This window comes from Kitasatospora sp. NPDC032121 (genome assembly GCF_055580145.1).
This window is the reverse complement of record NZ_JBVILX010000011.1, coordinates 162,521-186,375: the sequence shown is the minus strand read 5'-3', so window position 1 is coordinate 186,375 and position 23,855 is coordinate 162,521. Positions and strand designations below refer to the sequence as shown.

Annotated in this window: 18 protein-coding genes; 8 read left to right on the top strand and 10 right to left on the bottom strand. The window is 72.7% G+C overall.

The annotated features are described in order from the left end of the window. The first annotated feature begins 154 nt into the window (after positions 1-154). Positions 155-2,242, top strand: coding sequence for a putative bifunctional diguanylate cyclase/phosphodiesterase (locus ACZ5OX_RS25875; RefSeq protein WP_465633340.1), 2,088 nt, complete (start codon positions 155-157; stop codon positions 2,240-2,242). Positions 2,243-2,405: 163 nt separating this feature from the next. Here the strand turns inward: ACZ5OX_RS25875 and ACZ5OX_RS25870 are convergent, their stop codons facing one another. Continuing rightward, positions 2,406-3,497 (bottom strand): LLM class flavin-dependent oxidoreductase, encoded by a 1,092-nt coding sequence (locus ACZ5OX_RS25870; RefSeq protein ID WP_465633338.1) that lies wholly within the window; start codon positions 3,495-3,497, stop codon positions 2,406-2,408. Between the two features lie 642 nt (positions 3,498-4,139). On the opposite strand from ACZ5OX_RS25870, the gene ACZ5OX_RS25865 reads away from it, so the two are divergent. Then, positions 4,140-4,727 carry a DedA family protein gene (locus ACZ5OX_RS25865; RefSeq protein ID WP_465633450.1) on the top strand — a complete coding sequence of 196 codons (588 nt, stop codon included), beginning with the start codon at positions 4,140-4,142 and terminating at the stop codon, positions 4,725-4,727. 488 nt (positions 4,728-5,215) lie between these two features. Beyond that, positions 5,216-6,502, top strand: a complete 1,287-nt coding sequence (locus ACZ5OX_RS25860) for a polysaccharide deacetylase family protein (RefSeq protein WP_449789667.1) — start codon at positions 5,216-5,218, stop codon at positions 6,500-6,502. A gap of 138 nt (positions 6,503-6,640) precedes the next feature. On the opposite strand, the gene ACZ5OX_RS25855 is transcribed toward ACZ5OX_RS25860, so the two are convergent. The 6 genes from ACZ5OX_RS25855 to ACZ5OX_RS25830 all read right to left on the bottom strand — a co-directional run bounded on the left by ACZ5OX_RS25855 (position 6,641) and on the right by ACZ5OX_RS25830 (position 12,716). Further along, on the bottom strand, positions 6,641-7,546 hold the full coding sequence (locus ACZ5OX_RS25855; RefSeq protein ID WP_465633335.1) for an alpha/beta fold hydrolase: 906 nt from the start codon (positions 7,544-7,546) through the stop codon (positions 6,641-6,643). Further along, entirely contained in the window at positions 7,543-8,643 is a 1,101-nt protein-coding gene (locus ACZ5OX_RS25850) for a branched-chain amino acid ABC transporter permease (protein ID WP_465633448.1), read from the bottom strand. Before ACZ5OX_RS25850 ends, ACZ5OX_RS25855 begins: the two co-directional genes overlap by 4 nt. Positions 8,644-8,879: 236 nt before the next feature. Beyond that, on the bottom strand, positions 8,880-9,746 hold the full coding sequence (locus ACZ5OX_RS25845) for a branched-chain amino acid ABC transporter permease (protein WP_402407295.1): 867 nt from the start codon (positions 9,744-9,746) through the stop codon (positions 8,880-8,882). Next, positions 9,746-10,504, bottom strand: a complete 759-nt coding sequence (locus ACZ5OX_RS25840) for an ABC transporter ATP-binding protein (protein ID WP_465633333.1) — start codon at positions 10,502-10,504, stop codon at positions 9,746-9,748. The genes ACZ5OX_RS25845 and ACZ5OX_RS25840 overlap by 1 nt, the downstream gene beginning before the upstream one ends. A 101-nt stretch (positions 10,505-10,605) precedes the next feature. Next, positions 10,606-11,373, bottom strand: coding sequence for an ABC transporter ATP-binding protein (locus ACZ5OX_RS25835; RefSeq protein ID WP_465633331.1), 768 nt, complete (start codon positions 11,371-11,373; stop codon positions 10,606-10,608). Positions 11,374-11,444: 71 nt separating this feature from the next. After that, a complete protein-coding gene (locus ACZ5OX_RS25830) occupies positions 11,445-12,716 on the bottom strand; it encodes a substrate-binding domain-containing protein (RefSeq protein WP_465633329.1) in 1,272 nt (423 codons plus the stop codon). A gap of 512 nt (positions 12,717-13,228) precedes the next feature. Here ACZ5OX_RS25830 and ACZ5OX_RS25825 point away from each other — a divergent pair. The 4 genes from ACZ5OX_RS25825 (at position 13,229) to glxA (ending at position 19,401) form a co-directional block, all read left to right on the top strand. Then, on the top strand, positions 13,229-13,990 hold the full coding sequence (locus ACZ5OX_RS25825; protein ID WP_392881183.1) for a CoA transferase subunit A: 762 nt from the start codon (positions 13,229-13,231) through the stop codon (positions 13,988-13,990). 4 nt (positions 13,991-13,994) lie between these two features. After that, a complete protein-coding gene (locus tag ACZ5OX_RS25820; RefSeq protein ID WP_449789672.1) occupies positions 13,995-14,684 on the top strand; it encodes a 3-oxoacid CoA-transferase subunit B in 690 nt (229 codons plus the stop codon). A gap of 538 nt (positions 14,685-15,222) precedes the next feature. Next, a complete protein-coding gene (locus ACZ5OX_RS25815; protein WP_465633327.1) occupies positions 15,223-17,445 on the top strand; it encodes a glycosyltransferase family 2 protein in 2,223 nt (740 codons plus the stop codon). Between the two features lie 24 nt (positions 17,446-17,469). Further along, a complete protein-coding gene (gene glxA / locus ACZ5OX_RS25810) occupies positions 17,470-19,401 on the top strand; it encodes a radical copper oxidase GlxA (protein WP_465633325.1) in 1,932 nt (643 codons plus the stop codon). A gap of 106 nt (positions 19,402-19,507) precedes the next feature. Here glxA and ACZ5OX_RS25805 read toward each other — a convergent pair whose 3' ends face one another. The 3 genes from ACZ5OX_RS25805 to ACZ5OX_RS25795 form a co-directional block, all read right to left on the bottom strand. After that, a complete protein-coding gene (locus ACZ5OX_RS25805) occupies positions 19,508-20,572 on the bottom strand; it encodes a glycoside hydrolase family 6 protein (RefSeq protein WP_465633323.1) in 1,065 nt (354 codons plus the stop codon). Positions 20,573-20,798: 226 nt separating this feature from the next. After that, positions 20,799-21,527: a uracil-DNA glycosylase gene (locus ACZ5OX_RS25800; RefSeq protein ID WP_465633321.1), complete on the bottom strand. Its 729-nt coding sequence runs from the start codon at positions 21,525-21,527 to the stop codon at positions 20,799-20,801. Between the two features lie 228 nt (positions 21,528-21,755). Continuing rightward, a complete protein-coding gene (locus tag ACZ5OX_RS25795; RefSeq protein ID WP_465633319.1) occupies positions 21,756-22,535 on the bottom strand; it encodes an HAD-IIA family hydrolase in 780 nt (259 codons plus the stop codon). A 205-nt stretch (positions 22,536-22,740) separates the two neighbouring features. On the opposite strand from ACZ5OX_RS25795, the gene ACZ5OX_RS25790 reads away from it, so the two are divergent. Beyond that, entirely contained in the window at positions 22,741-23,817 is a 1,077-nt protein-coding gene (locus tag ACZ5OX_RS25790; RefSeq protein ID WP_465633317.1) for a Gfo/Idh/MocA family oxidoreductase, read from the top strand. The last annotated feature ends 38 nt before the right edge of the window (positions 23,818-23,855 follow it).

Here is a 23,855-nt window from a genome sequence, read left to right as displayed (position 1 = left end):
CCCCCGCAGCGGGCCGACTCCGAGGACCACGACAGAGTGCGGAGCCGGCCGCCGGGTCCCCGACTGGCCGGCCGGACCATCGTCAAGCGTCAGCAGCGGACGGGAGCATGCCGTGCCGGGCCAGAACGAGGGGGCCGACGCACACCACCCCGGCGTGCGGCACACGGAATCACCGCGCCACCGCCACCTCGCCTCACCGGTCCTGGAACCGGCCGCCGGATCCCCTGGCGGGCCCGTCCCCGGAGCCGCGGGTGCCCCATCGGGAGCCGGCACCGTCTGCGGGACCCTCGCGGAACCCGACCTGCTGCTCTGCCCCACCTGCTCGGCCCCGCTCACCGGCGACACCCACCGGGACCGGTGGCTCACCGGCGGCACCGGCCGGGCCGACGGCCGTACGGACCGAGAGGGCGACGGCACCGGCCTGGAGGGCATCGGCGCCGACCAGCTGCTGGCCGCACTGCGGGCCAGCGAGTCCCGGTTCCGGGCCGCCTTCTGCGACGCCGTCATCGGCATGGCCCTGATCGACGCCGAGGACCGCATCATCGAGGTCAACCCCGCCTTCGCCGCCCTGATCGGACGGGGCGTCGGCGACCTGGTCCGCACCCACCTGCACGAGATCATCGACCCGGAGGGCATGCCGGACCGGCTCTTCGCCGAACTCGTCCGCGGGGAGCGGGAACGGTTCCGCGTGGAGAAGCTGCTCAAGCACCGCGAGGGCCACACCGTCTGGAGCAAGGTCACCGTCTCGCTGATCCGGGACGGCGCCGGTGATCCGCTCTACACCCTCGCGCTGGTGGAGGACATCACCGAACAGCGCCGGCTCGGCGACCGGCTGGAGTACCAGGCCCTGCACGACCCCCTGACCCGGCTGCCCAACCGGGCGTACTTCTTCGAGCGGCTCGACGCCGCCTGCCTCGCACCGACCGACCAGCCCGGCCCGGTCGCCGCAGCCGCCGCAGCCGCCGCGGACGAACGACGGGTCGGGGTCTGCTACCTGGACATCGACGGCTTCGCGGCGATCAACGAGGCGCTCGGCCACCACATCGGCGACCAGCTGCTGATCGCCGTCGCCACCCGGCTGCGGCGCGAGTTCGACGGGCGCGACACCCACCTGGTGGCCCGGATGGGCGGCGACGAGTTCGCCGTCCTGGTCACCGACAGCCTGGGCAGCGAGCAGCTGACCGAGCTGGCCGCCCGGATCCTGGAGGCGCTGGAACGTCCCTTCGACGTCGCCGGGCACCGGTTGGTGATCACCGCCAGCGTGGGCGTGGTCGAGCGGTCCGTGCACGAGACCACCCCGACCGACCTGGTCAAGGACGCCGACGCCACGCTCTACTGGTCCAAGGCCGACGGCCGCGCCCGCTGGACCCTCTACGACCCGGACCGCGGCGCCCACCAGCTCACCCGGCAACTGCTCGCCACCTCGCTGCGCCCGGCCCTGGAGCGCGGCGAGTTCACCATCGAGTACCAGCCGCTGGTCGGCCTGGCCGACGGCGCGGTGCACGGCGCCGAGGCGCTGGTCCGCTGGCGCCACCCCCGTTACGGGACGCTCTCCCCGGACCGCTTCATCCCGCTCGCCGAGGAGACCGGCGCGATCGTGCCGCTCGGGACCTGGGTGCTGGAGGAGTCCTGCCGCCAGGCCCGGCGGTGGCTCGCCGAGTTCCCCGAGACCGAAACCTTCGTGAGCGTCAACCTGGCCGCCCGCCAGATCTGGGACTCCGACATCGTCGCCGACGTCGCCCGGGCCCTCGAACGCACCGGCCTGCCGGCCCGGCTCCTCCAGCTGGAGATCACCGAGAGCGCCCTGCTCGGCCCCGGCGGCCGCCCGCTCCAGGCCCTCCAGGCGCTCGCCGACATGGGCGTGCGGATCGCGATCGACGATTTCGGCACCGGCTACTCCAACCTGGCCTACCTCTCCCGGCTGCCGGTGCACGTGCTCAAGCTCGACGGCAGCTTCATCGAGGGCTTCCGCGAGCCCGCCCCGACGGACCGCCCCGGCCGCCCGGAACTCGGCGCCCGCCGCAGCGACGCGGACGAGCAGATCGTCGGCGCGATGGTGCAGCTCGCCCACACCCTCGGCCTGACCGTCACCGCCGAGGGCATCGAGAGTGCCGCCCAGGCCGAGCGCCTGCGGCTGACCGGCTGCGACACCGCCCAGGGCTGGTACTTCGCCCGTCCCGGCGAGGCCGAACTGGTCGCGGCCATACTCCGCGAGGGCCGCCCCGCCCTGGGCCGCCGGTAGCCCGCCGGGTAGCTGCGGGGGCCCGGCGGCCCAGGGACTGGGAGCCGGGAGCCGGGGGGCTGAGGGCTGGGGCTGGACGGACCGAGTGGCGCGGACCGCCACCGTGTGGACCGTGCCCCGCCGGCCGATCAGGCCGTCGCCGTCACTCGGTACGCCTCGGCGATCAGGCCGTCGCCGTCAGGCCGTACGCCTCGGCGATCAGGCCGTAGGAGCGCAGGCGGGCCTCGTGGCCGTGGATGTGCGAGGTGACCATCAGCTCGTTCACGCCGGTCCGCTTGCGCAGTGCCTCCAGTCCGTCGGCGACCCGGCCCGGGTCACCGAGCACGACGTTGTCGAGCCAACTGTCGATGAAGTCCGCCTCGACCGGGCTGTACGGGTACTCCTCGGCCTCCTCCGGGGTGGGGATCGGGCCGGGGTTGCCGCGCCGCAGGCGGAGCATGCCGAGGGCCGCGGAGCGGGCGAGGCGCCGGGCCGAGGGTTCGTCGTCGGCGGCCACCGCGCTCACGCCGATCAGCGCGTACGGCTCGGCGAGCACGGCGGAGGGGCGGAAGGACGACCGGTAGAGGTCCAGCGCCGGGATGGTGTTGGCGCTGCTGAAGTGGTGGGCGAAGGCGAACGGGAGGCCCAGACGGCCCGCCAGCTGGGCGCTGAAGCCGGAGGAACCGAGCAGCCAGACCGGCGGGCGGCCCTCGCCCTTGGGGACGGCGGTCAGCCGGGCGTACGGGTGGCCGTCCGGGAAGTCGCCGTCGAGGAAGTGGGTCAGCTCGGCGAGCTGCTGGGGGAAGTCGTCCGCGCCTTCGGTGAGGCCTCGGCGCAGCGCCCGGGCGGTGGCCGGATCGGTGCCCGGGGCGCGGCCGAGTCCGAGGTCGATCCGCCCGGGGTGCAGGGCCTCCAGCAGTCCGAACTGCTCGGCGATGGCCAGCGGGGCGTGGTTGGGGAGCATGACGCCGCCGGAGCCGAGCCGCAGCGTCGTGGTGTTGGCCCCGAGGTGGGCGAGCAGGACGGCCGGGGTGGAACTGGCCACCCCGGGCATGCCGTGGTGCTCGGCCACCCAGAAGCGGTGGTAGCCCCACTGCTCGGCCCGGCGGGCCAGTTCGGTGGTGGCGGCGAGGGCCTCGGCGGGCGTGTGGCCGACGCCGACGGTGGCCAGGTCGAGGATCGAGAGCGGAGCGGGTGCCGTTCCGCGGGCGGTGCCCCGGATCGCAGCACCGGCCGCCGGCCCGGTCCCGTGCTCCTGCTGGTCCTCGGTGGTCATCCCGTCCGCCCTCCTGGCTGCCGTCCTTGAGCCGGCCGTCCTTGAGCCGGCCGTCGTGGTGACCGCGCGGCCCGGGTGGGCCCGCCGGTCGCTGTCGCCGACCGGGGTCAACCACGGCAGGCGGCCCGCTGTTCCCGCCCCCGGGGTGCCGTCCGGCCAGGGTCCAGGTGGATTTCGGCCATTTCGCGCGAAGTCCGACCGACCCTTCGACTGACGCAGAGCCAGCGGGCGAACACGGCTGGCGACTTCCCGCCAGCGCCGGAAGTCGCCAGTGCCGGCGCTCGCGGCGGGGGCCGATGTCCGGCAGGCTGGGGACCAGGAGCGGATCGCCGGAGCGGGATCCGCACTCCACCAGCAAGATCGTCGGGCTGGACCAGCACCGGACGATCACTGCGAGCCCTCGGCGCGGCACCCCGCCCCGGGGGCTCGTTCGGGTTCCGGCCCCTTCCGCCGCCCGGGTGCCGCACGCCCCGGACGGCTCGGACGGACGGTTCGCCACCTCGCGGCGCGGCCGGAATCAACAGCCGTGATCCATCCCATACCGGGGTGCTTCATGCCATGAAAGGTCGAGGCGCTAGCGTTGACCCCTGCAGCCACCTGCTCCTCCGGGAGGCGTGGAGGGAGTAAAGGGCCTTGAACTTCGTGGCGGCGATCGGATCCTCGTGGATCTGCGCGCTGGCGCTCGTCGCCGTGCTCGGCGACGCCCTCCTTCCGTTCATCCCCAGCGGGACGCTGGTCATCCTGGCCGTGCTCAAGACCTCCCAGGTCAACGGCGCGCCCCTGATGCTCGGACTGGGCGTGGCGCTGGCCTCCTTCCTGGGCGACCTCCTGCTGCTCAACCTGGCCCGGCGCGGCGCCCCGGTGCTGAACCGTCGGCTCGCCCGGCGCCCGAAACTGGCGGCCAGCGTGACCCGGGTCCAAGAGGCCCTGGTCGAACGCCCCCACGGAGCGGCCGCCGCGATGGTGGTGATCGCGCGGTTCGTCCCGGCCGGGCGGACCGTCCTCGACCTGGCCATCGGCCACTCCCCCGCCCATCCGCACCGGTTCCTGCACTGGTCGGCGCTGGCGGCGATGGTCTGGGCCGCCTACATCGTGACGCTGGGCTGGCTGAACAGCCACTGGTTCAACACCGCCTGGCTGAGCCTCGTGGTCTCCTGCGCGGCGGCCACCGCCATCAGCACCGCGATCGCGCGCATGGTGCGCCGCACCCGCCGGCTCGCCGCGCTCTGACGGTCCGCCCGGCAGCCGTCGCCGACCGACCGGCCCGTCCACGTCCGGCCGGCCGGCCCATCAACGTCCGGCCGGCCCTGCTCCTTTCCGGCCGATCCGCTCCGCCGCTCCGCCGCTCCGCCCGGTCCGTCCGGCAGTGCCCCTTGACGGGCCTCGGGCCGCCCCAGCCCAGCAAGGGGCAAAAGTTTTCCCAAAAGGGCGACCAAGCGGGCCGAACGCAGACGAACTCCACCGGAGTGCGGACCGACCGGCGGTACCGTACTGACCGGGCCGCAAGGGGTGGGAAGCGTCACAGGACGGCAACAGTCGACGCATCCCCGCAGCCCAGCCGGTCACGCCCGGCGTGTTGAGAGTCGTCAGCGCTCGGCGACCTTGGTGACCGCTGTGGCGACATGACAAGCTAACGGCGAAATAATCATCAATCGCCCGATTTGACCGGTGCGGCTGCGGGCCGCCCTCACCACCGGCGTCGGCACCCAGGGGAGACCATGACCAGCATCTCGCGCAGGACGGTGCTCAGTGCGACCGCGGCGACCGCAGCCCTCGGCGCGGTCACAGCCTGTTCCAGCGGCGGATCCGGTTCGGGCGGAAAGGGTTCCCCCGCCACCTCCCAGGATTCCGGCGGCGCGAGCACGACCCAGGGCGGCACCGCCGACCCCACCCGGGCGGTGGTGCCCAAGGGCACCCCGATCGGCGACGGCTCCAACGCGGACACCGGCCCGCAGCCGAACCAGCCCAAGCCCGAGAAGCTCAAGCCGGGCGAGCGGCCGCCGCAGTTCGTGGTCTTCTCCTGGGACGGCGCGGGCGGCACCGAGGACGGCCAGTTCCCCCGCTTCCTGAAGCTGGCGGAGCAGTACAAGGCCACGATGACCTTCTTCCTCTCGGGCATCTACGCCCTGCCCAAGGGCAAGGCCGACCTGTACCACCCGCCGAAGCACTCGGTCGGCGCCTCCGACATCCCGTACCTGTCGGACGGCGCGGTGAAGAGCACGCTCAAGCTCATCAGCCAGGCCTGGCTGGCCGGGCACGAGATAGGCACCCACTTCAACGGGCACTTCTGCTCCAGCCGTCCGGACAAGAACGGGGTCAACGTGTGGACCCCCGAGGACTGGCAGAGCGAGATCGACCAGGCGATCGGCTTCGTCACCCAGTGGCGGACCAACACCGGCTTCACCGACGTCGACCCGCTCCCCTTCGACTACAAGAAGGAGCTCATCGGCGGCCGCACCCCGTGCCTGGAGGGCCAGAAGGCGCTGCTGCCGACCATCGCCAACCTGGGCTGGAAGTACGACGCCAGCTCCTCGGGCGGCCTCCAGATATGGCCGCAGAAGGTGCAGGACGGCAAGATCTGGGACTTCCCGCTGCAGTCCATCCCGTTCCCCGGACACAACTTCCAGGTCCTGTCGATGGACTACAACATCCTGGCCAACCAGTCCAAGGGCAGCACCAAGGGCGACCCGGCCATGTACGGCGAGTGGCGCACCCAGGCCACCAACTCCTACCTGGCGGGCTTCGAGCGGGCGTACAACAGCAACCGCGCGCCGTTCTTCGTCGGCAACCACTTCGAGCAGTGGAACGGCGGCATCTACATGGACGCCGTCGAGGAGGCCCTCAAGGCCATCGCGGGCAAGCCCGACGTCCGGCTGGTCTCCTTCAAGCAGCTGGTCGAGTGGCTGGAGGTGCAGGACCAGTCCACCCTGCGCAAGCTGCGCTCGCTCAACGTCGGCCAGGCGCCGGCCGGCGGCTGGGAGAGCTTCCTCGGCACGGCGGGCTGACGCACCGCGCCGAGGGGCGGACGCCCTTGGCACCGCCGGCCGGCCGCCGGCGGCCGGCGGGGGTTCGGCCCCCGCCGGCCGTTGTCGTCCCGGCCGGTTCCCTGGGCCGGGCGGCTACCCGGCGGCGGGCGGCCAGCGCTAGCCGGCGGCGGGGGCGTCCGCGAGCAGGATGCGGACGATGCGGTCCGCCCCGGCCTCACCCCAGAGGATCGAGTAGTGGTTGGTGTCCGGCACCGGCACGGCGGACACCCGCTCCTGGTCCAGCCGGGCCAGCCCGATCCGCTCGTGGTCGTAGAGGCCCTGCGGCTCGTCGAGCAGGCCGCGCTCGGCCCAGAGCAGGTCGGCCGGGCAGGGCAGCCGGTGCACGGCGGCTGCCGCGTCCTCGTCCAGCAGGACCTGGGCGCCGTCGGTCTGCACCGCCTCCAGCACGCAGGAGGAGCGCAGTTCGGGCTCCGTGCCGACGAGGTCTCGCTGGGTGTAGGCGTCGATCCCCTCGGTCCACTCGCCGGCGAAGGCAGGGTGGCCGCGCCAGAACTCCCGGTAGGCGTCCCGGTCCGGAAAGGTCGTGGACAGCCGGGCCAGCGCGGGGCCGAGCACGGCGGCCAGGGCGTCCTCCTCGCGAACGCCCTGCGGCAGCGGGAAGGTGACCGCTCCGTCGACCAGCAGGACGCGACGGACCAGCTCGGGGTGCCGGACGGCGGCCAGCGCGGTGACCCAGGCCCCCATCGAGTGGCCGACCACCGTGACGGGCCCCGAGCCCAGGGCGCCGATCAGCGCGGCCACGTCGTCGGCGTGCCGGGCCAGCCCGTACGGTCCGGCGACCGAGCGGCTCGCGCCGCGGCCCCGCAGGTCGGGCGCGAGCAGTGTGACCCGACCGGCGAGCCGGCGGGCGACCTCGTACCAGGCGAGGCCGTTGGCGGTGATGCCGTGCACCGCCACGATCGTCGGGGCCTGCGGGTCGTCGGCGGGCCAGCGCAGGACGGCGAGGTCCCCGCCGGGCACGGGGACGGTCAACTCCTCGGGCTTCAACGGCGACTGGCTCACGCGGTGGTACCTCCGGTGGGACGGGCGGTTCCGAGGCCGGTCGGCGCCTGAGCTGAGCGCGCGGACCGGGCGGACCGGATGCGGGCAGGCAGTCTGGCCAGGCCGCCGGGCAGCAAGTAGACCACGGCGACGAACAGGGCGCCCAGCAGGAACAGGGGTTGGGAGAGCGGCACCTTCAGCACCGCCGGCAGGTCGGCCACGGTCGACGAGTTGGCGAGGTCGCCGAGCCGGTGGCTCGCCCAGGTGTACAGCACACCACCGAGCAGGGGCCCCCAGCGGGTGCCGGAGCCGCCGAGGACGACCATGACCAGGAGCGCGAGCGTGGCGTCCGAGGTGGCGGCCTGCGGGGTGGCGCCACCGGTCAGCAGCAGGTAGACCACCCCGCCCAGGCCGGCGAGTCCGCCGGACAGCACGAAGGCGACCAACTTGTAGCCGTAGGGCCGCAGTCCGAGCACCTCGACCCGGCGCTCGTTCTCCTTGATGCCCTCCCAGACCCGGCCCATGGGCGACTTGACGGCCCAGTGGACCGCGGCGACCGTCAGCACCAGGTAACCGACGGCGATCCAGTAGAGGTTGGCGGTGTTCTCGATCCCGAGCAGACCGGGGGGCAGCAGCTCGGCCGGGGCGGAGCGGCCCTCCTCGCCACCGGTGGCGCCACCGGGGTTGCGCTGGACGAGGATCGAGCCGGCCTGGGCGAAGGCGAGGGTGACCATGGAGAAGCCGATGCCGGTGACGCGCAGGCTGACCGAGCCGAGCAGCAGGGCCAGCAGAACGGAGCAGGCGACGCCGAACACCGCGGCGGCGGCGAACGGCAGTTGCAGCTCCAGCATGCCGAGGTCGGTGGCGTAGAGGCCGGTCGCGAAGTAGAGCGCGTGGCCGAAGGAGAGCAGTCCGGTCCGACCGAGCAGGAGGTCGTAACCGGTGGCGAGGCCCCCGTAGAGCAGGCACAGGGCTATCAGTTGGAGGCTTCCGGGGCTGCCGAGCGGGCCGTCGAGCAATCCCGGGACGGGAAGCGCACTATATGGGGCGACAAGGAGCGTGATCAGCAGAGCGATCGGCCACCAGCGTAGCGCTCTGTGCACTCCTGTCCAACGAATAGTGACCGAATCACCTGTTCGAGGGATGGCGCCGGACTCGGCCTTGTGTTCACAATGGGTCTCGACAAGGCCGGTGTCAGTCCCCCTTGTCACAGTGGCGGTGTCGGCGGAGCTGGTGTCAGTCCCCTCTGCTGGCATGGTGGTCACGGCAGGGCTGGTGTCAGTCCCCCCTGTCGGACGGGTGGCGCTGCGGCCGGCCGCAGGACCACCGGTGCTCGTGATCGGTGTTTCGGCGCTCACGCGAGCCTCCCGGTGAGTCCACGGGGTCGGACGAGAAGCAGCACGGCGAGCAGGACGACGACCGAGAGGTCGCCGAGCCCGGCGCCGGTGTAGTAGTTGGCGAACTGCTGGACGAGGCCGACGCCCACCGAGGCGACGGCGGCTCCGGTCACGGAGCCCATGCCGCCCATGACCACGACGACGAAGGCGAAGATGAGCAGGCCGGTCCCCTGGCCGGGGTTGACCGACCCGAAGTAGAGGCCCCCGAGGGCGCCACCGAGGGCGGCGGCAGCCCCGCCGAGGGCGAAGACGAGGGTGAACGCCTTCCGGACGTCGATGCCGAGCGCGGTGACCATCGCCCGGTCCTCGACGCCGGCTCGGACGATCAGCCCGTAGCGGGTGCGGGCGAGGAACAACCGAAGAGCGAGCAGCAGCAGGGCGGCGGCGGCCACCAGCACGAAGCGGTTGACCGGGACGGTCGCACCGAGCACGTGCCAGGTGCCGGACAGCAGCTCCGGCTGGGGGAAGGGGCGGGAGTCCGCCCCCCAGATCCCCATCAGCAGGGCGGGTACGGCGAGCCCGACCCCGACGGTGGCGAGGATCTGGTCGCGTGGGCGGCTGTAGAGGGGCCGTATCAGGAAGAGCTCCAGCAGGACGGCGGCGGCCGTTCCGACCAGGGTGCCGAACGGCACCGCGAGCCAGAAGGAGAAGCCGGCCTCGGTGCCGGCCCACCAGGTGGCATAGGCGCCGATGGAGAGCAGGGCGCCGTGCGCGAAGTTGAGCACGTCCATCAGACCGAAGATCAGCGACAGACCGGAGGCGACCAGGAAGTACAGCGCACCGAGACCGAGCCCGGTACAGAAAAGGAGGACGACGGTGTCCATCAGGGCTTCACCTCGGCGGTGACGACAGGGGCGGCTGGGGAGGAGGCGGGCCGGGGCCCGCCGGCGAGCGGGTGGCGGGAGCCGACGCCGAGCAGGCGGCGGGCGGCTTCCTCGTCAGCCAACAGCTCGGCGGTGTCACCGCGGTGGGCGGTGCGACCGTCGGCCAGGACGGCACAGGTGCCGGCCAGTCGGCGGACGAGGGCGAGGTTCTGCTCGACCAGCAGGACGGGCACGGCCTCGGCCGCACGCGCCAGCACCTCGGCCACCTCGGCGACGATCTTCGGGGCCAGGCCCTTGGTGGGCTCGTCGGCGATGATCAACCGGTTGCGGTTGAGCAGCGTCCGGCCGATCGCCACCATCTGCTGCTGGCCACCGGAGAGCGTCCCGGCCAACTGGCCGGACCGCTGCTTGAGTTCGGGGAAGAGTTCGTGGACGAGCGCGTAGTTCGGCTCACCGGCCTCGCCCCCGCTCCCGGCGGCGCGCTCGGCGAGGCGGAGGTTCTCGGCGACCGTCAGGCCGGCGAAGATCCCCCGATCCTCGGGTGCGTACCCGATGCCATGCCGAACGACCAGATGCGTCGGAAGGGAGGAGAGTTCGGCACCGGAGAGCCGGATGCTTCCGGTGCGCGGCACCAGGCCCATGACGGCCTTGACGGTGGTGGTCTTGCCGGCGCCGTTGCGGCCCAGGAGTGCGGTCACCCCGACGGGGGCCACGTCGAAGTCGACGCCGTGCAGGATGTGCAGCCCGTCGATGACCACCCGCAGATCGCGAACGGAGAGGAGGGGATCGGCAGCGGCCGACGATGAGGAGACGGAGCGCGCCGAAGGAGAGGTGCGCTGAGCGGAGAACGGAGAGGAGGTCACAACGCCTCACCCAGGTAGGCCTGTTGCACGGTCGGGTCGGCCATCACGGCCTCGGGGGTGTCCAGGGCGAGCAGGGTGCCGTGGTGCATCACCGCGAGCCGGTCGGCCAGGCCGAGCAGGACGTCCATGTGGTGCTCGACCATCAGGACGGTCCGGCCCAGGTCGCGGTGCACGGAGCGGATCAGCTCGGTGAGAGCGGGCACCTCCTCCGCGCTGACACCGGCCATCGGCTCGTCCAGCAGGATCAGCCGGGGCTCGGAGACCAGCAGGACGGCCAGCTCCAGCTTGCGCTTCTCCCCGTGCGAGAGCGCACTGGCCAGGGTGTCCGCACGGTGGGTGAGATCGGTGCGTTCCAAGGTGTCGGCCAACTGCTGCTCGTAGCGGTCGGCGCGGCGCCAGAGCCGGTACGAGGCACGCGGCCCGGCCGCCGCCTGGGCGGCCAGTCGGACATGGTCGGCGACGGTCATCCCCGGCCAGAGGGAGGAGGTCTGGAAGGTGCGGCCGAGCCCGCGGCGGGCCCGGGCGTGCACCGCCTCGGCGGTGATGTCCGCACCGTCGAGGTGGAGGCTGCCGTGGGTCGCCGGGTAGATGCCCGAGATCAGGTTGAACAGGGAGGTCTTGCCGGCGCCGTTGGGCCCGATGAAGGCGATGAACTCGCCTTCGTCGACCGAGAAGGAGACATCCTCGACGATCGGCACGCCGCGGACGGCCCAGCCGAGCCCGTCCAGTCGCAGCACCGGAGAGGAGGACGCGGAGGAACGCACGGACGAACTGGACGCGGTGGACGCGACGGAGGAGCCGGAAGGAGTGGAGGTGGTACGGGCGGACATCGGGATCAGCCCGCCATCGGGGTGACCGGGGGTGCCGCCTCGTCCGCGGTCAGGGTCTTCTCCACCGAGGGCTTGGCGGCGGCGCCATTGCCGGTCAGCCGCGCCTGGAACATCGGCTGCAGCAGGGCGTGGTCCTCGGCGCGGACCGTGGTCTTCCCCTTCACCCCGTCGAAGCTCCAGCCCTCAAGGGCCTTGACCAGGGCCGAAGTGTCGTCGGCGGAGCCGTGGTTGGACGCGACGGCGTGCACGATCATCTGGGCGGCGGTGAAGCCGTCCGGGGTGAAGATGTCCGTCTTCCCCCCGGCGGCGGTGACGGCGTCGGTCATGGCCTTCTCCACCGGGGTGCCGGCGGCGCCGTCGAAGTAGTGGTTCAGGAAGGAGATCTTCTCGCCGGCCGGGCCGAACAGCGGGTAGGAGGCGGCCAGGTCGAGGCCGGTGACGACCTTGGTGTCGGCGAACACGTCCTGCTGGTTGAGCGCCGTCCACAGGGCCGAGGCGGTGTCGCCGGCCCAGGCGACGAACAGCAGGTCGGGCTTGGCGGTCTTGGCCTGGGTGGCGAAGGGGGTGAGGTCGGTGGCGCTCGGCGGGGCGAGCACCTGGTCGACCGTCGCGCCCTCGGCGCCGAGCACCGCCTTCACGGCGGCCACGTTGGCCTGGCCGAAGGCGTTGTCCTGAGCGAGCACGGTGACCTTCTTGCCCTTGGCGTCACCGACGAACGAGGCCGCGGTCTTGATGTCCTGGTAGGACTGGCGGCCGGAACGGAAGGTGTACTTGTTGAGCCCGGTGGCCTTGTCGGCCGCGGCCGGGCCGCTGATGAAGAGCACCTTGTTCTGGGCGGCGATCGGGCCGACCTGGAGGGCCACGCCGGAGGCGGTGGAGCCGGCCAGCACCTTGTAGCCCTTGCCGATCAGGTCCTTGGCGGCGGACACCGCCTTGGCCGGGTCGCCGGCGTCGTCCTGCTCCTCGAACTCGATCTTGTGTCCGTCGACCGCGCCGGTGCCCTTGGTCGCGTAGCTCAGGCCGGCCTTGAAGCCCTCCAGGTACTGCTTGCCGTAGGCGGCCAGCGGTCCGGTCTTGGAGTACACCAGGCCGACCTTGATCGGGCCCTTCGATCCACCGTCCGCCGCGCTCGTCCCGGCCGTGCCGGCCTTGGCGCAGCCCGAGGCGAGCAGGACGCAGGCCGCGAGGGCGGCGAGCTTCCGGGTCGGGCCGCCGGTCAGGGAGTCGCCCAGGCGGGCGCCGGAGGCGGTCCTGGAGGGGGCTGTCGAGCTGCGCATGGTGACCGACTCCTGAGGTGCGGCGGGGTGGATGCGGGAACCGTAGGTGTGCGGTGAGAGCAGCGACATGTGCCTGGTCGACGCATCAGCCCACCAGGATGTGGTGGCAACCGACATACCGTCGGCCGGTCGCCGTCCCCCGGGCTCGCGGGTGTGGCCCACCAACACGGATCCGCACCCACCCATGGGGGTGGCCGCCATGGCTACGGCGGCCCCCGCCCGGTGACGGTGGAGGGGCGCGGAGCCCGTCCGGCGGCAGCCACCCCAGCGGCGCGTCCGACCCGATCCGGCCCAGGCAGGACCTCAGCCCGGCCTGGCACGGCCGTGGGCTCCGCGCGGTTCCCGAGCCCGCCGGCCCCCCTTCCCCGCCTGCCCCTCCGTCCCGCCGCCCTGCCCGTCCGTCCGCCGCCCGCCCCCGCCGCCTCCTTCCTTCCATCCCCCGCCTGCTCTCCTCCCTCCACCCCTCCGCCCTCCGTTCCTCCCCTCCTCCCACTCCCTCACGAGGTGACCCCTTGGACAAGGTCCTGGACTCCCCCGCCGACGCGGTCGGGGACATCCCCGACGGTGCGGTCCTGGCCGTCGGCGGCTTCGGCCTCTGCGGCATCCCGAGCACGCTGATCGGCGCCCTGGTGGACTCCGGTGCCACCGGGCTGCGGGTGGTCTCGAACAACTGCGGGGTGGACGACTGGGGGCTGGGCCTGCTGCTGCGGGCGGGCCGGATCGCCCGGATGACCTCCTCGTACGTCGGGGAGAACAAGGAGTTCGCCCGGCAGTACCTCTCCGGCGAGCTGGAGGTGGAGCTGACCCCGCAGGGCACGCTGGCCGAGCGGCTGCGGGCGGGCGGATCCGGCATCCCGGCGTTCTTCACCCCGGCCGGGGTCGGCACCCAGATCGAGGAGGGTGGGCTGCCCTGGCGCTACGCGGCCGACGGCTCGGTGGCCCTGGCCTCCCCGCCGAAGGAGGTCCGGGAGTTCGGCGGCCGTCGGTACCTGATGGAGGAGGCGATCACGGCGGACTTCGCGCTGGTCCGGGCCGAGGTGGCGGACCGGCACGGCAACTGCGTCTTCCACGCCGCCGCCCGGAACTTCAACCCGCTCTGCGCGATGGCGGGCCGGATCACCCTGGTCGAGGCGGACCGGATCGTCGAACCGGGCGAGCTCCCGCCGGACGCGGTGCACCTGCCCGGGGTGTACGTCGACCGGGTGGTGGCCGCCGACCCCGAGGACCGCCGCATCGAGCGCCGGACCGTCCGCCCCGCACTCCAGGAGGCCTGACCCGATGCCCATCGAGACTGCCGACCCCGCCCCCGTCACGGGCACCCCGGCCGCCCCCGCCCTCGACCCGCGCAACGCCCTGGCCGCCCGCGCCGCCCGCGAGTTGCGCGACGGCCAGTACGTGAACCTGGGCATCGGCCTGCCGACCCTGATCCCCAACCACCTCCCGCCGGGCGTCGAGGTGGTGCTGCACTCGGAGAACGGCATCCTCGGCGTCGGCCCGTTCCCGGAGGAGGGCACCGAGCACGCCGACCTGATCAACGCCGGCAAGGAGACGGTGACGGTCGCCCCCGGCGCCTCGTACTTCGACTCCGCGTTCTCCTTCGGCATGATCCGGGCCGGGCGGATCGACGTCTCGGTGCTCGGCGCGATGCAGGTGTCGGCCGCCGGGGACCTCGCCAACTGGATGATCCCCGGCAAGATGGTCAAGGGCATGGGCGGCGCGATGGACCTGGTGCACGGGGCCCGTCGGCTGATCGTGGTGATGGAGCACACCGCCCGGGACGGATCGCCGAAGATCGTCGAGGAACTGTCACTTCCGGCCACCGGTCGGGGAGTTGTGGACCGGATCGTCACCGATCTCGCCGTGATCGACGTGACCCCGGAGGGCCTGCGGTTGGTGGAGACGGCTCCGGGCGTGGACTTCGCGGAGGTCCGGTCGGCGACCGGTGCCACCCTGCTGCCCCCGCTCTGAGCAGTCCGCCCCCGTACGGACGGCCGGTTCGCCCCTGAGGGACGGTCCGGCCGTTCCGCTGCCCCGCGAACCACCAGCAGACCGCTCGCGGAGCACCCGCGAACCACCCGCTGAGCACCCACAAGCCACCCCGGAACCCGATTCCCCCGCAATAGCATCAACCCCGGCCATTGCGGCCGGGAACCGTGGCATCTTCATGCCTCGGCGGCGGCGATCTCCCGGACTGGTTGCGATCACCGTTGCGCTCAGGGAGAGTTGAGGAGACCAAGGATCCCGACGTGCCCGGAGGGGAAACGGGAAAGTGCATCGGGATCCCGAATTCGAAGCCGCCGCACCGCCGCACCGCCGCTCCACGGGACCGATCGCACACGCCGAATGCGCTGGACGGCCCAGCCGATTCGAGCTGTCGCCGACCGGTTCCGCCCCGTTCCGCCCTGTTCCACTTCCACCCGGACGGCTCCGAGTCGAGGCAAGCCCACGCAGAAGCCGAGCGAGCCTAGCGAGCCGAGCGAGGCGCGAACTCCGGGGGGGAGCAGCTATGACCACGCCGCCGTTCTCACGACGAAAGGGCGTCGGAACGGCCCACGGGCGAGGTCCCGGGCAGCTGGACGAGGCCGCCCTGAGCGCCGTTCCCGCTCCCGAAGCCCCTTACGACTACGGTCACTTCAGCCGTCTCGCCGGCCCGGCGTACGACCCGGACGAGGACGACGACCTCGGCGGCGGCGTCTACTGGCCCGAACCGGCCGCCCGCTCCGGCCCCGCCCCCGCAGCCGCCCCGTACGACCCACCTGCCGGCGCCCCGTACGACCCACCCCCCGGCGTCCCGTACGGCCCCGCCTCGACAACCTCCCCGTACGGCCCCGCCCCGACGACCGCCCCGTACGACTACGACCCGCCCCCCGCACCCCCCTACCGCGTCCGGTACCGCAGCCTGCTGCACCGCGAGCCGCACCGGATCCGCGCCGCCCTGCTGATGATGGCGGCCCCCGTGGTGGAGGCGGTGCTGCTGGTCTGGCTGCTGCTGCCGGAGCACTGGCCCGAGCGGCTGGACGAGACGAACGCCCTGGTGCTCCTGGGCGACAAGGTGATGATCGGCATCATCGCCGTCGTCGAGGTGTTCCGGCTGGTCAACGTCGTCTCCAACACCCACGCCACGCTGGTCGCCCGCGACCCGGTCCCGGTGACACCGGAGGCCGGGACCCGGGTCGCCTTCCTCACCACCTGCGTGCCGGGCAAGGAACCGCCCGAGATGGTCCGGGCCACGCTGACCGCGGCCCGGGCCGTGCGGCACAACGGACCGTACGACGTCTGGTTGTTGGACGAGGGAAACGATCCTGCAATGCAGGCGCTCTGCACCGAACTGGGCGTGCGCCACTTCAGCCGTGCCGGCAGCCCGCGCTGGAACCGGCCGAAGGGCCGGTTCCGCGCCGGGACCAAGCACGGCAACTACAACGCCTGGCTCCAGGCCCACGGCGACGACTACGAGTTCTGGGTGTCCGTGGACACCGACCACGTCCCGCTGCCGGACTTCTGCGAGCGGATGCTCGGCTACTTCCGCGACCCGGACGTGGCATTCGTGGTCGGCCCCCAGGTGTACGGGAACTACCGCACCTCGGGCTCGGCCGTCACCAGGTTCTCCGAGAGCCAGCAGTACCTCTTCCACGCCCTCATCCAGCGCGCCGGAAACCGTTACGGCGCACCGATGTTCGTGGGCACCAACAACGCCGTCAGAATCCGGGCGCTCCAGTCGATCGGCGGATTGTACGACTCCATCACCGAGGACATGGCGACCGGCCTGGAGTTCCACCGCAGCCGGAACCCGGAGACCGGGGAGCGCTGGAAGTCCGTGTACACCCCGGACGTGCTGGCGGTCGGCGAAGGGCCTTCCTCCTGGACCGACTTCTTCTCCCAGCAACTGCGCTGGAGCCGTGGCACCTACGAGACCCTGCTCACCCAGTACTGGCGGGTGCTGTGGAAGCTGTCGCCCGGCCGGCTGCTCAACTACTCGCTGATGGTGGGCTTCTACCCGATGGCGGCCCTCACCTGGCTGCTCGGTGGCCTGTCCAGCGTGCTCTACCTGGGCTTCGGCGCCTCCGGCGTGCACGTCTCCTCGGAGATCTGGATGATGCTCTACAGCGACGCCGCCGCGCTCCAACTCCTGCTCTACACCTGGAACCGCAAGCACAACGTGAGCCCGCACGAGCCGGCCGGCTCCTCCGGGGTCGCCGGCATGGTGATGTCGGCGCTCTGCGGCCCGGTCTACGCGGCCTCGCTGCTCCAGGCACTCGTCCGCCGCCGCAGCCGCTTCGTGGTGACGCCCAAGGGCCGCTCGGCCAGTACCGACCGGCTCGGCGCCTTCCGCTTCCACCTGTTCTGGACGCTGGTGTTCGGCGGCGCGATCACCGCCTCCTACTTCACCGGCTACGACCACGCCGCGATGCGCACCTGGGCCTGGATCGCCCTCCTGCTCACCCTCCTGCCGGTCCTGATCACCGTCGGCGACGCTGTCCGTCGCCGACGGAGCCGCCCCACCGCCACCCTCACCGTCACCGGCGGCCCGGCCTCGACCCCTGGCGTCCTCCTGGAGAAGCGCCGCCCGCGCCACGCCCGCGATCCCCGAACTCCCCGAGCCTCCACAGCCCCCGTAGCACCCGGAGCTCCCCCACCCCCCGTACCACCCGGAGCTCCCCCACCCCCCGGAACTGCCCCACCCCCCGGAGCTCCCGTACCGCCCGGACACCCCCTGACACCCACCCACTGACGACCTCCCGAGGGGAGCACCCACGTGAAGATCCACAAGGCCGGCCGCACCAAGCGCCTCGCCCTCGGCAGCACCGTCGCACTGACCGTGGCCGGGATGAACGCGCCGGCCGTCCTCGGCTTCGCCTCCGAGCAGTACCACCACTACGTGATCAACCGCCCCGAGTACAAGGCGCAGTACGGCCACTGGCAGACCCTGTCGCTGCCCGCCGAGTTCCGGGTCAACGCCGTGCACGCGACCCTGCTGCGCACCGGCAAGGTCCTGATCGTGGCCGGCTCCGGCAACGACGAGAAGCAGTTCAACGCCGGCACCTTCAAGAGCTTGCTCTGGGACCCGGCCGAGAACACCTACAAGCTGGTCCCCACCCCGGCCGACATGTTCTGCGGCGGCCACACCTCGCTGCCGGACGGCCGCGTCCTGGTGGCCGGCGGCACCCAGCGCTACGAGAAGCTGGCCGGCGCCGTGAAGAAGGCGGCGGGCGTCATGCGGGTGCGCAACGAGAGCCCGGAGCACGACCGGACCTTCCCCAAGGGCACCGTCTTCGTCTCCCCGAACGGCCACGAGTACGCCAGCACCGTCGCGGTGACCGTCCCGGCCGCGACCAAGACCGGCTCCGGCAAGCAGACCGTGGTGACCGCCGGCGAGCAGCACGTGTACGTGGAGGCGGTCGGCCCGGGCCCGGACTACGCCTCCGACTCCCCCGCCCAGTACCGGATCAAGGGCCTGAGCGGCACGGACGCCCACAACCTGTACGGGCAGAACGAGAAGCTGACCCTGGACAAGCAGGAGTACCAGGGCATCCGCTCCGCCTTCGAGTTCAACCCGGACACCGAGCTGTACGAGCCGGTCACCGACATGGCCCACGCCCGCTGGTACCCGACGCTGACCGGGCTGGGCGACGGCCGGGTGGTCACCGTCTCCGGGCTGGACGACACCGGGGAGATCCTCAACGGCAACGACAACGAGATCTACGACCCGAAGACCAAGTCCTGGTCCAAGGGCCCCGACCACTACTTCCCGACCTATCCGGCGATCTTCCTCACCGCCTCCGGCCGGCTCTTCTACTCCGGCTCCAACGGCGGCTACGGCCCCGGCGACAAGGGCCGCGAGCCCGGCCTGTGGGACCTCTCGAACGGGGCCTTCCAGCCCGTCCCCGGTCTGCGCGACCCCGGCCTGACCGAGACCTCCTCCTCGGTGCTGCTGCCGCCCGCGCAGGCGCAGCGGGTGATGGTGCTCGGCGGCGGTGGCGTCGGCGAGTCCCCGCTGTCCACGGCCCGCACCGACATCGCGGACCTCTCCTCCGCCAAACCGGCCTTCACCCCGGGGCCGGACCTGCCGGCCGGCGGCACCCGCTACCTCAACAGCGTGATCCTCCCGGACGACACCGTCTTCACCACCGGCGGATCCAGTGGCTACCGCGGCCGCGGTGACAGCGACCTGCTCAAGGCGCAGGTGTACCACCCGGATTCGAACAGCTTCAGCACCGCCGCCGAGCCGACCGTCGGCCGCAACTACCACTCCGAGGCGCTGCTGCTGCCGGACGGCCGGGTCGCCGTGCTCGGCTCCAACCCGCTCTTCGCGGACAAGGCCGAGACGCAGCCGGGCGGCTTCGAGCAGCGCATCGAGATCTACACCCCGCCGTACCTGTACCACGGCGACCGCCCGCAGGTCGGTGCCGTTCCGCGGACGGCCAGGCTCGGCGGGTCCGTCACGGTCGGCACCGCCCGGCCGGAGGCGGTCGCCACCGCCAAGCTGATCCGGCCGAGTTCGGTGACCCACGTGACGGACGTCGAGCAGCGCTCGGTGGCCCTGGACGTCACCGGGCGGACGGCGGACGGCGTCTCGCTCGCCCTGCCCGGCAACGCCGACCTGCTGCCGCCGGGCTGGTACATGCTGTTCCTGACGGACGCCGCCGGCACCCCGTCGGTCGCCCGCTGGATCCAGGTCACCGGCTGACGCCCGAGAAACGGCGCGGGCGGCCCGGGCGGAGCGGGCGACCCGGGCAGCCTGGGCGGAGCGGGCGGCCCGGGCGGCCCCGGCGGCCCCGGCGGAGCGAGCGCCCTCAGCGCACCGCCCGCGCCAGCCCGAGCGCGTACGGCAGCCAGAACTCGCCCGCCCTGGGCTCGCCCCGGCCGCAGTCGCCGTCCGACTCCCCCGGGTTCTTGATCCACAGGTAGGCGTCCACCCCGGGCCGGCCGGTCTCGGTGGTCGGCCGCTCGCCGAGCGCGCGCCCGGGCGGGTTGCACCAGGAGGCGCCGCCGAGCGCCCCGTTGCCGCTGCGGCTGGTGTCGATGACGAAGTTCTTCCCGCCGAGGGCCGCGGAGAGACTGGCGCCGTACGCCGCGTTCCGGTCGGTGTCGTAGAAGTTGGCGACGTTCACGGCGAAGCCGTCCGCCGCCGCGATGCCCGACTTGCGCAGGGCGGTGGCCAGTTCCGCCGGGTCCTGCGCCCAGCCCGGGTTGCCGGCGTCCAGGTAGACCCGCGCGTTCGGGTTCTTCTTCAACTCCTGGACGGCGAAGGCCAGCAGGCCGTACCGCTCGGCGGCGAGGTCGCCCTTGATCCCGCAGTCGTCCAGGGTGTGCGCGACGGCGTCCGGCTCCAGCACCACCCAGGCCCTGCGGTCCCCGAGGGCCTGCGCGACGCCGGTGATCCAGGCCCGGTAGGCGGCCGCGTCGGGGGCGCCTCCGGCCGAGTACTGGCCGCAGTCGCGGTGCGGGATGTCGTACGCGACGAAGACCGCCGTCCGGCCCGCCTCGGTGGCCTGCCGGCTCACCTGCTCGGCGATCTCCCGGGCGCCCTGTTCGCCGAGCCACTGCGAGGACGGCTGGGTGGCGATCCGCAGCAGCTCGTCGGCCTCCGCCGTCCGGCCCTGGCCGCGCAGCGCGGTCACCTGGCGGGCGGCGTTGGTCCGGTCGGAGACGTAGAAGGCCTGCCCGGGGGGCTGGGCGAGCTCCCCGACCCGCCCCGCGCCGACGCCCCCGCCCCCGCCCCCGCCCGGACCCGAACTCGCGACGGCGCCCGGCGTGCCGCCGTCCGACCCGCTACAACCGGAAACGACGGCCATCACCCCGGCCAGCAGCGCCCCCACGGCCCACCGCAACGTCCCCGTCCGCCCCAGCCCGTGCACGTGACGCCCCTCCCCGGACCGGTCCGGCGACCGGTCGGCACCAGCTAAGCACACCCGGTACCGGCCGACGGCCACCGTCGCTGAACGCCAAGTGGCCGCGGACGAACGGGACATCGAACCCGTCCGGCCCACGGCCACCGACACTCGAACCGAGGTGCTCGAACCGAGATGCTCGAACCAGGGTGTTCGAACCAGAGTGCTCACACCGAGGTGCTCGAGCCGAGGCTCACGCCTCCTTGAGGTTCGGCACCTGCCAGTCGATCGCCCCGGCGCCGAAGGAGTCCAGCGCGGTGTTGATCTGGGAGAACGGGCGGCTGCCGAAGAACAGCTTGGCCGACAGCGGCGACGGGTGCGCCCCCTGCACCACCACGTGCTTGGTGGTGTCGATCAGCGGCAGCTTCTTCTTCGCGTAGTTGCCCCACAGCACGAAGACGACCGGCTCCTCGCGGTCGCTCACCGCCTTGATCACGGCATCGGTGAACTTCTCCCAGCCCTTCGCCTTGTGCGAGTTGGCCTCGTGCGCGCGGACCGTGAGCACCGCGTTGAGCAGCAGCACGCCCTGCTGGGCCCAGTGCATCAGGTAGCCGTTGTCCGGGGCGGGGATGCCCAGGTCGGCGTCCAGCTCCTTGAAGATGTTGCGCAGCGACGGCGGCGTCTTGGTGCCCGGCAGCACCGAGAAGCTCATGCCGTGGGCCTGGCCGTTGTCGTGGTACGGGTCCTGGCCGAGCACGAGCACCCGGACCTTGTCGTACGGGGTGGCCTCCAGCGCGGCGAACTCCTGGCCGCTCGGCGGGAACACCTCGTGCTCCGCGCGCTGGGCCGCCACGAAGGCCGCCAGCTCGGCGAAGTACGGCTTCTCCGTCTCGGCGCCGAGCACCTCGCGCCAGGACTCGGGCAGCTCCAGCCCGCCGCCCGCGCCGGCCTCGACCACGCCCGCCTCGACCGTGTCCGTCACGACATCTACCTCCCACACCGCGGCTGCTGCGCCGCACGCCCTCTTTCACCCCGAACGCTACACAGCCCCACCGACAACTCGCGTCCCCGGAGCCGGTCGCGAACCCGGATGGGCGGCCGCCAGCCGCCCCTACCCGCGGGTACGAAACGGCCCCGCCCCGGCGACCGGCCGGAACGGGGCCCACGACAGAACCGCGGCGGCCGGAGGGCTGCCGGCGCGGGGACGTCCCTAGATCAGCTCGATCAGGTCGGCGATCGACTGGACCACACGGCCCGGACGGTACGGGAAGCGCTCCACGTCGGCGGCGGAGGTCAGCCCGGTGAGCACCAGGACGGTCTCCATGCCGGCCTCCATGCCCGCGACGATGTCGGTGTCCATCCGGTCGCCGATCATCACCGCCGTCTCGGAGTGGGCCCCGGCGGTGTTCAGCGCCTCGCGCATCATCAGCGGGTTGGGCTTGCCGACGAAGTACGGATCGACCCCGGTCGCCTTGGTGATCAGGGCCGCGACCGAGCCGGTGGCCGGCAGCACGCCCTCGGGGGAGGGGCCGGTCTCGTCCGGGTTGGTGCAGATGAACCGGGCGCCCTGGTTGATCAGACGGATCGCCTTGGTGAGCGCCTCGAAGGAGTAGGTGCGGGTCTCGCCGAGCACCACGTAGTCGGGGTTGTTGTCGGTGAGCACGTAACCGGCCTGGTACAGCGCGGTGGTCAGCCCCGCCTCGCCGATCACGTACGCGGTCCCGTTCGGCCGCTGGCTCTTGAGGAACTTGGCGGTGGCCAGGGCGGAGGTCCAGATGCACTCCTCGGGCACCTCCAGCCCCATTCCCGCGAGCCGGGCGCTGAGGTCGCGCGGGGTGTAGATGGAGTTGTTGGTGAGGACCAGGAAGGGCTTGCCGGACTCCCGCAGCTTGCGCAGGAACTCCTCCGCCCCGGGGATCGGAGTGCCCTCGTGGATGAGGACCCCGTCCATGTCGGTCAGCCAGGACTCGATGGGCTTGCGGTCTGCCACGTGCGTGTCTCCCGAAGTGTTGCAACGTCGTGCGTAGTACGAGGGCCCTGACGCGGCACAGCCTAATCCGCCCGGGTGTCCGGGGACAGAACGTCCCGCCCACCGGAACCTCCCCGGCACTCCCCGCCCACGCACCCCACCCGCGCACCCCGGCCCCCGTGCACCAAACCGGGAGCAAGCGGGCGCCCCGTGATTGAGTAGGCGCATGACCCCGAAGACGAGCTCCGGTCCGTTCCGCGTCGGCCTGGTCGGCTACGGCCTGGCCGGTTCCGCGTTCCACGCGCCTCTGATCGCCACCACGCCGGGCCTGCGGCTGGACGCCGTGGTCACCGCCAATCCCGAGCGGCGTGCCCAGCTGGCGCGTGAGCACCCGGGCGCCCGTGCCGTGGACACGCCTGAGCAGCTGCTCGCCGACCCGGACGCGCTCGACCTGGTCGTCATCGCCTCGCCCAACCGCACCCACGCGCCGCTCGCCCGCGCCGCCCTGCGGGCCGGCCTGGCCACCGTGGTGGACAAGCCGCTGGCGGGCACCGCCGCCGAGGCGCTGGAGCTGTGCCGGCTCGCCGAGGAGCGGGGCGTCCTGCTCTCCGTCTTCCACAACCGGCGCTGGGACGGCGACTTCCTCACCGCGAGCCGCCTGGTGCGCGGCGGCGCGCTCGGCCGGGTGCACCGCTTCGAGTCCCGGTTCGAGCGCTTCCGTCCCAAGCCCAAGCCGGGCTGGCGGGAGCTGGCCGATCCGGCCGAGGTCGGCGGCACCCTGTACGACCTGGGCAGCCACCTGGTCGACCAGGCGCTCACCCTGTTCGGGCCGGTCGAGACGGTGTACGCGGAGATCGACGTGCGGCGTGACGGCGCGGTGGTGGACGACGACGCGTTCCTGGCCCTCACCCACGCCTCCGGCACCCGCTCCCACCTGTGGACCAGCGCCATCACCCCGCTGATCGGCCCGCGGCTGCGGGTGCTCGGCGACACCGCCGGCTACGTGAAGCCCGGCATGGACCCGCAGGAGGCCGACCTGCGGGCGGGGCTGCGGCCGGACGGCACCCGCCCGTGGGGCGCCGACCAGCCCGCGCACTACGGCACCCTCGGCACCGACGAGTCCGCGATCTCGCTGCCGACCGACCCGGGCGACTACCCCGCCTTCTACCGGGGCGTCGCCGCCACCCTGGCCACCCCGGGCACCCCGCCCCCGGTCGACCCGCGCGACGCGGTGGCCGCCCTGGCCGTCCTGGAGGCCGCCCGCGCCTCCGCCGCGACCGGGACGGCGGTCCGCCTGGGCTGACGGACGGCCGCTCCTCCGGCCCGCTGCACCCTCCCTTG

Bases quoted from the DNA above. Each gene is read 5' to 3' on its own strand.
- ACZ5OX_RS25830 (WP_465633329.1), bottom strand. From the start codon at position 12,716: ATGCGCAGCTCGACAGCCCCCTCCAGGACCGCCTCCGGCGCCCGCCTG.
- ACZ5OX_RS25860 (WP_449789667.1), top strand. From the start codon at position 5,216: ATGACCAGCATCTCGCGCAGGACGGTGCTCAGTGCGACCGCGGCGACC.
- ACZ5OX_RS25870 (WP_465633338.1), bottom strand. From the start codon at position 3,497: ATGACCACCGAGGACCAGCAGGAGCACGGGACCGGGCCGGCGGCCGGT.
- ACZ5OX_RS25820 (WP_449789672.1), top strand. From the start codon at position 13,995: ATGCCCATCGAGACTGCCGACCCCGCCCCCGTCACGGGCACCCCGGCC.
- ACZ5OX_RS25815 (WP_465633327.1), top strand. From the start codon at position 15,223: ATGACCACGCCGCCGTTCTCACGACGAAAGGGCGTCGGAACGGCCCAC.
- ACZ5OX_RS25845 (WP_402407295.1), bottom strand. From the start codon at position 9,746: ATGGACACCGTCGTCCTCCTTTTCTGTACCGGGCTCGGTCTCGGTGCG.
- ACZ5OX_RS25790 (WP_465633317.1), top strand. From the start codon at position 22,741: ATGACCCCGAAGACGAGCTCCGGTCCGTTCCGCGTCGGCCTGGTCGGC.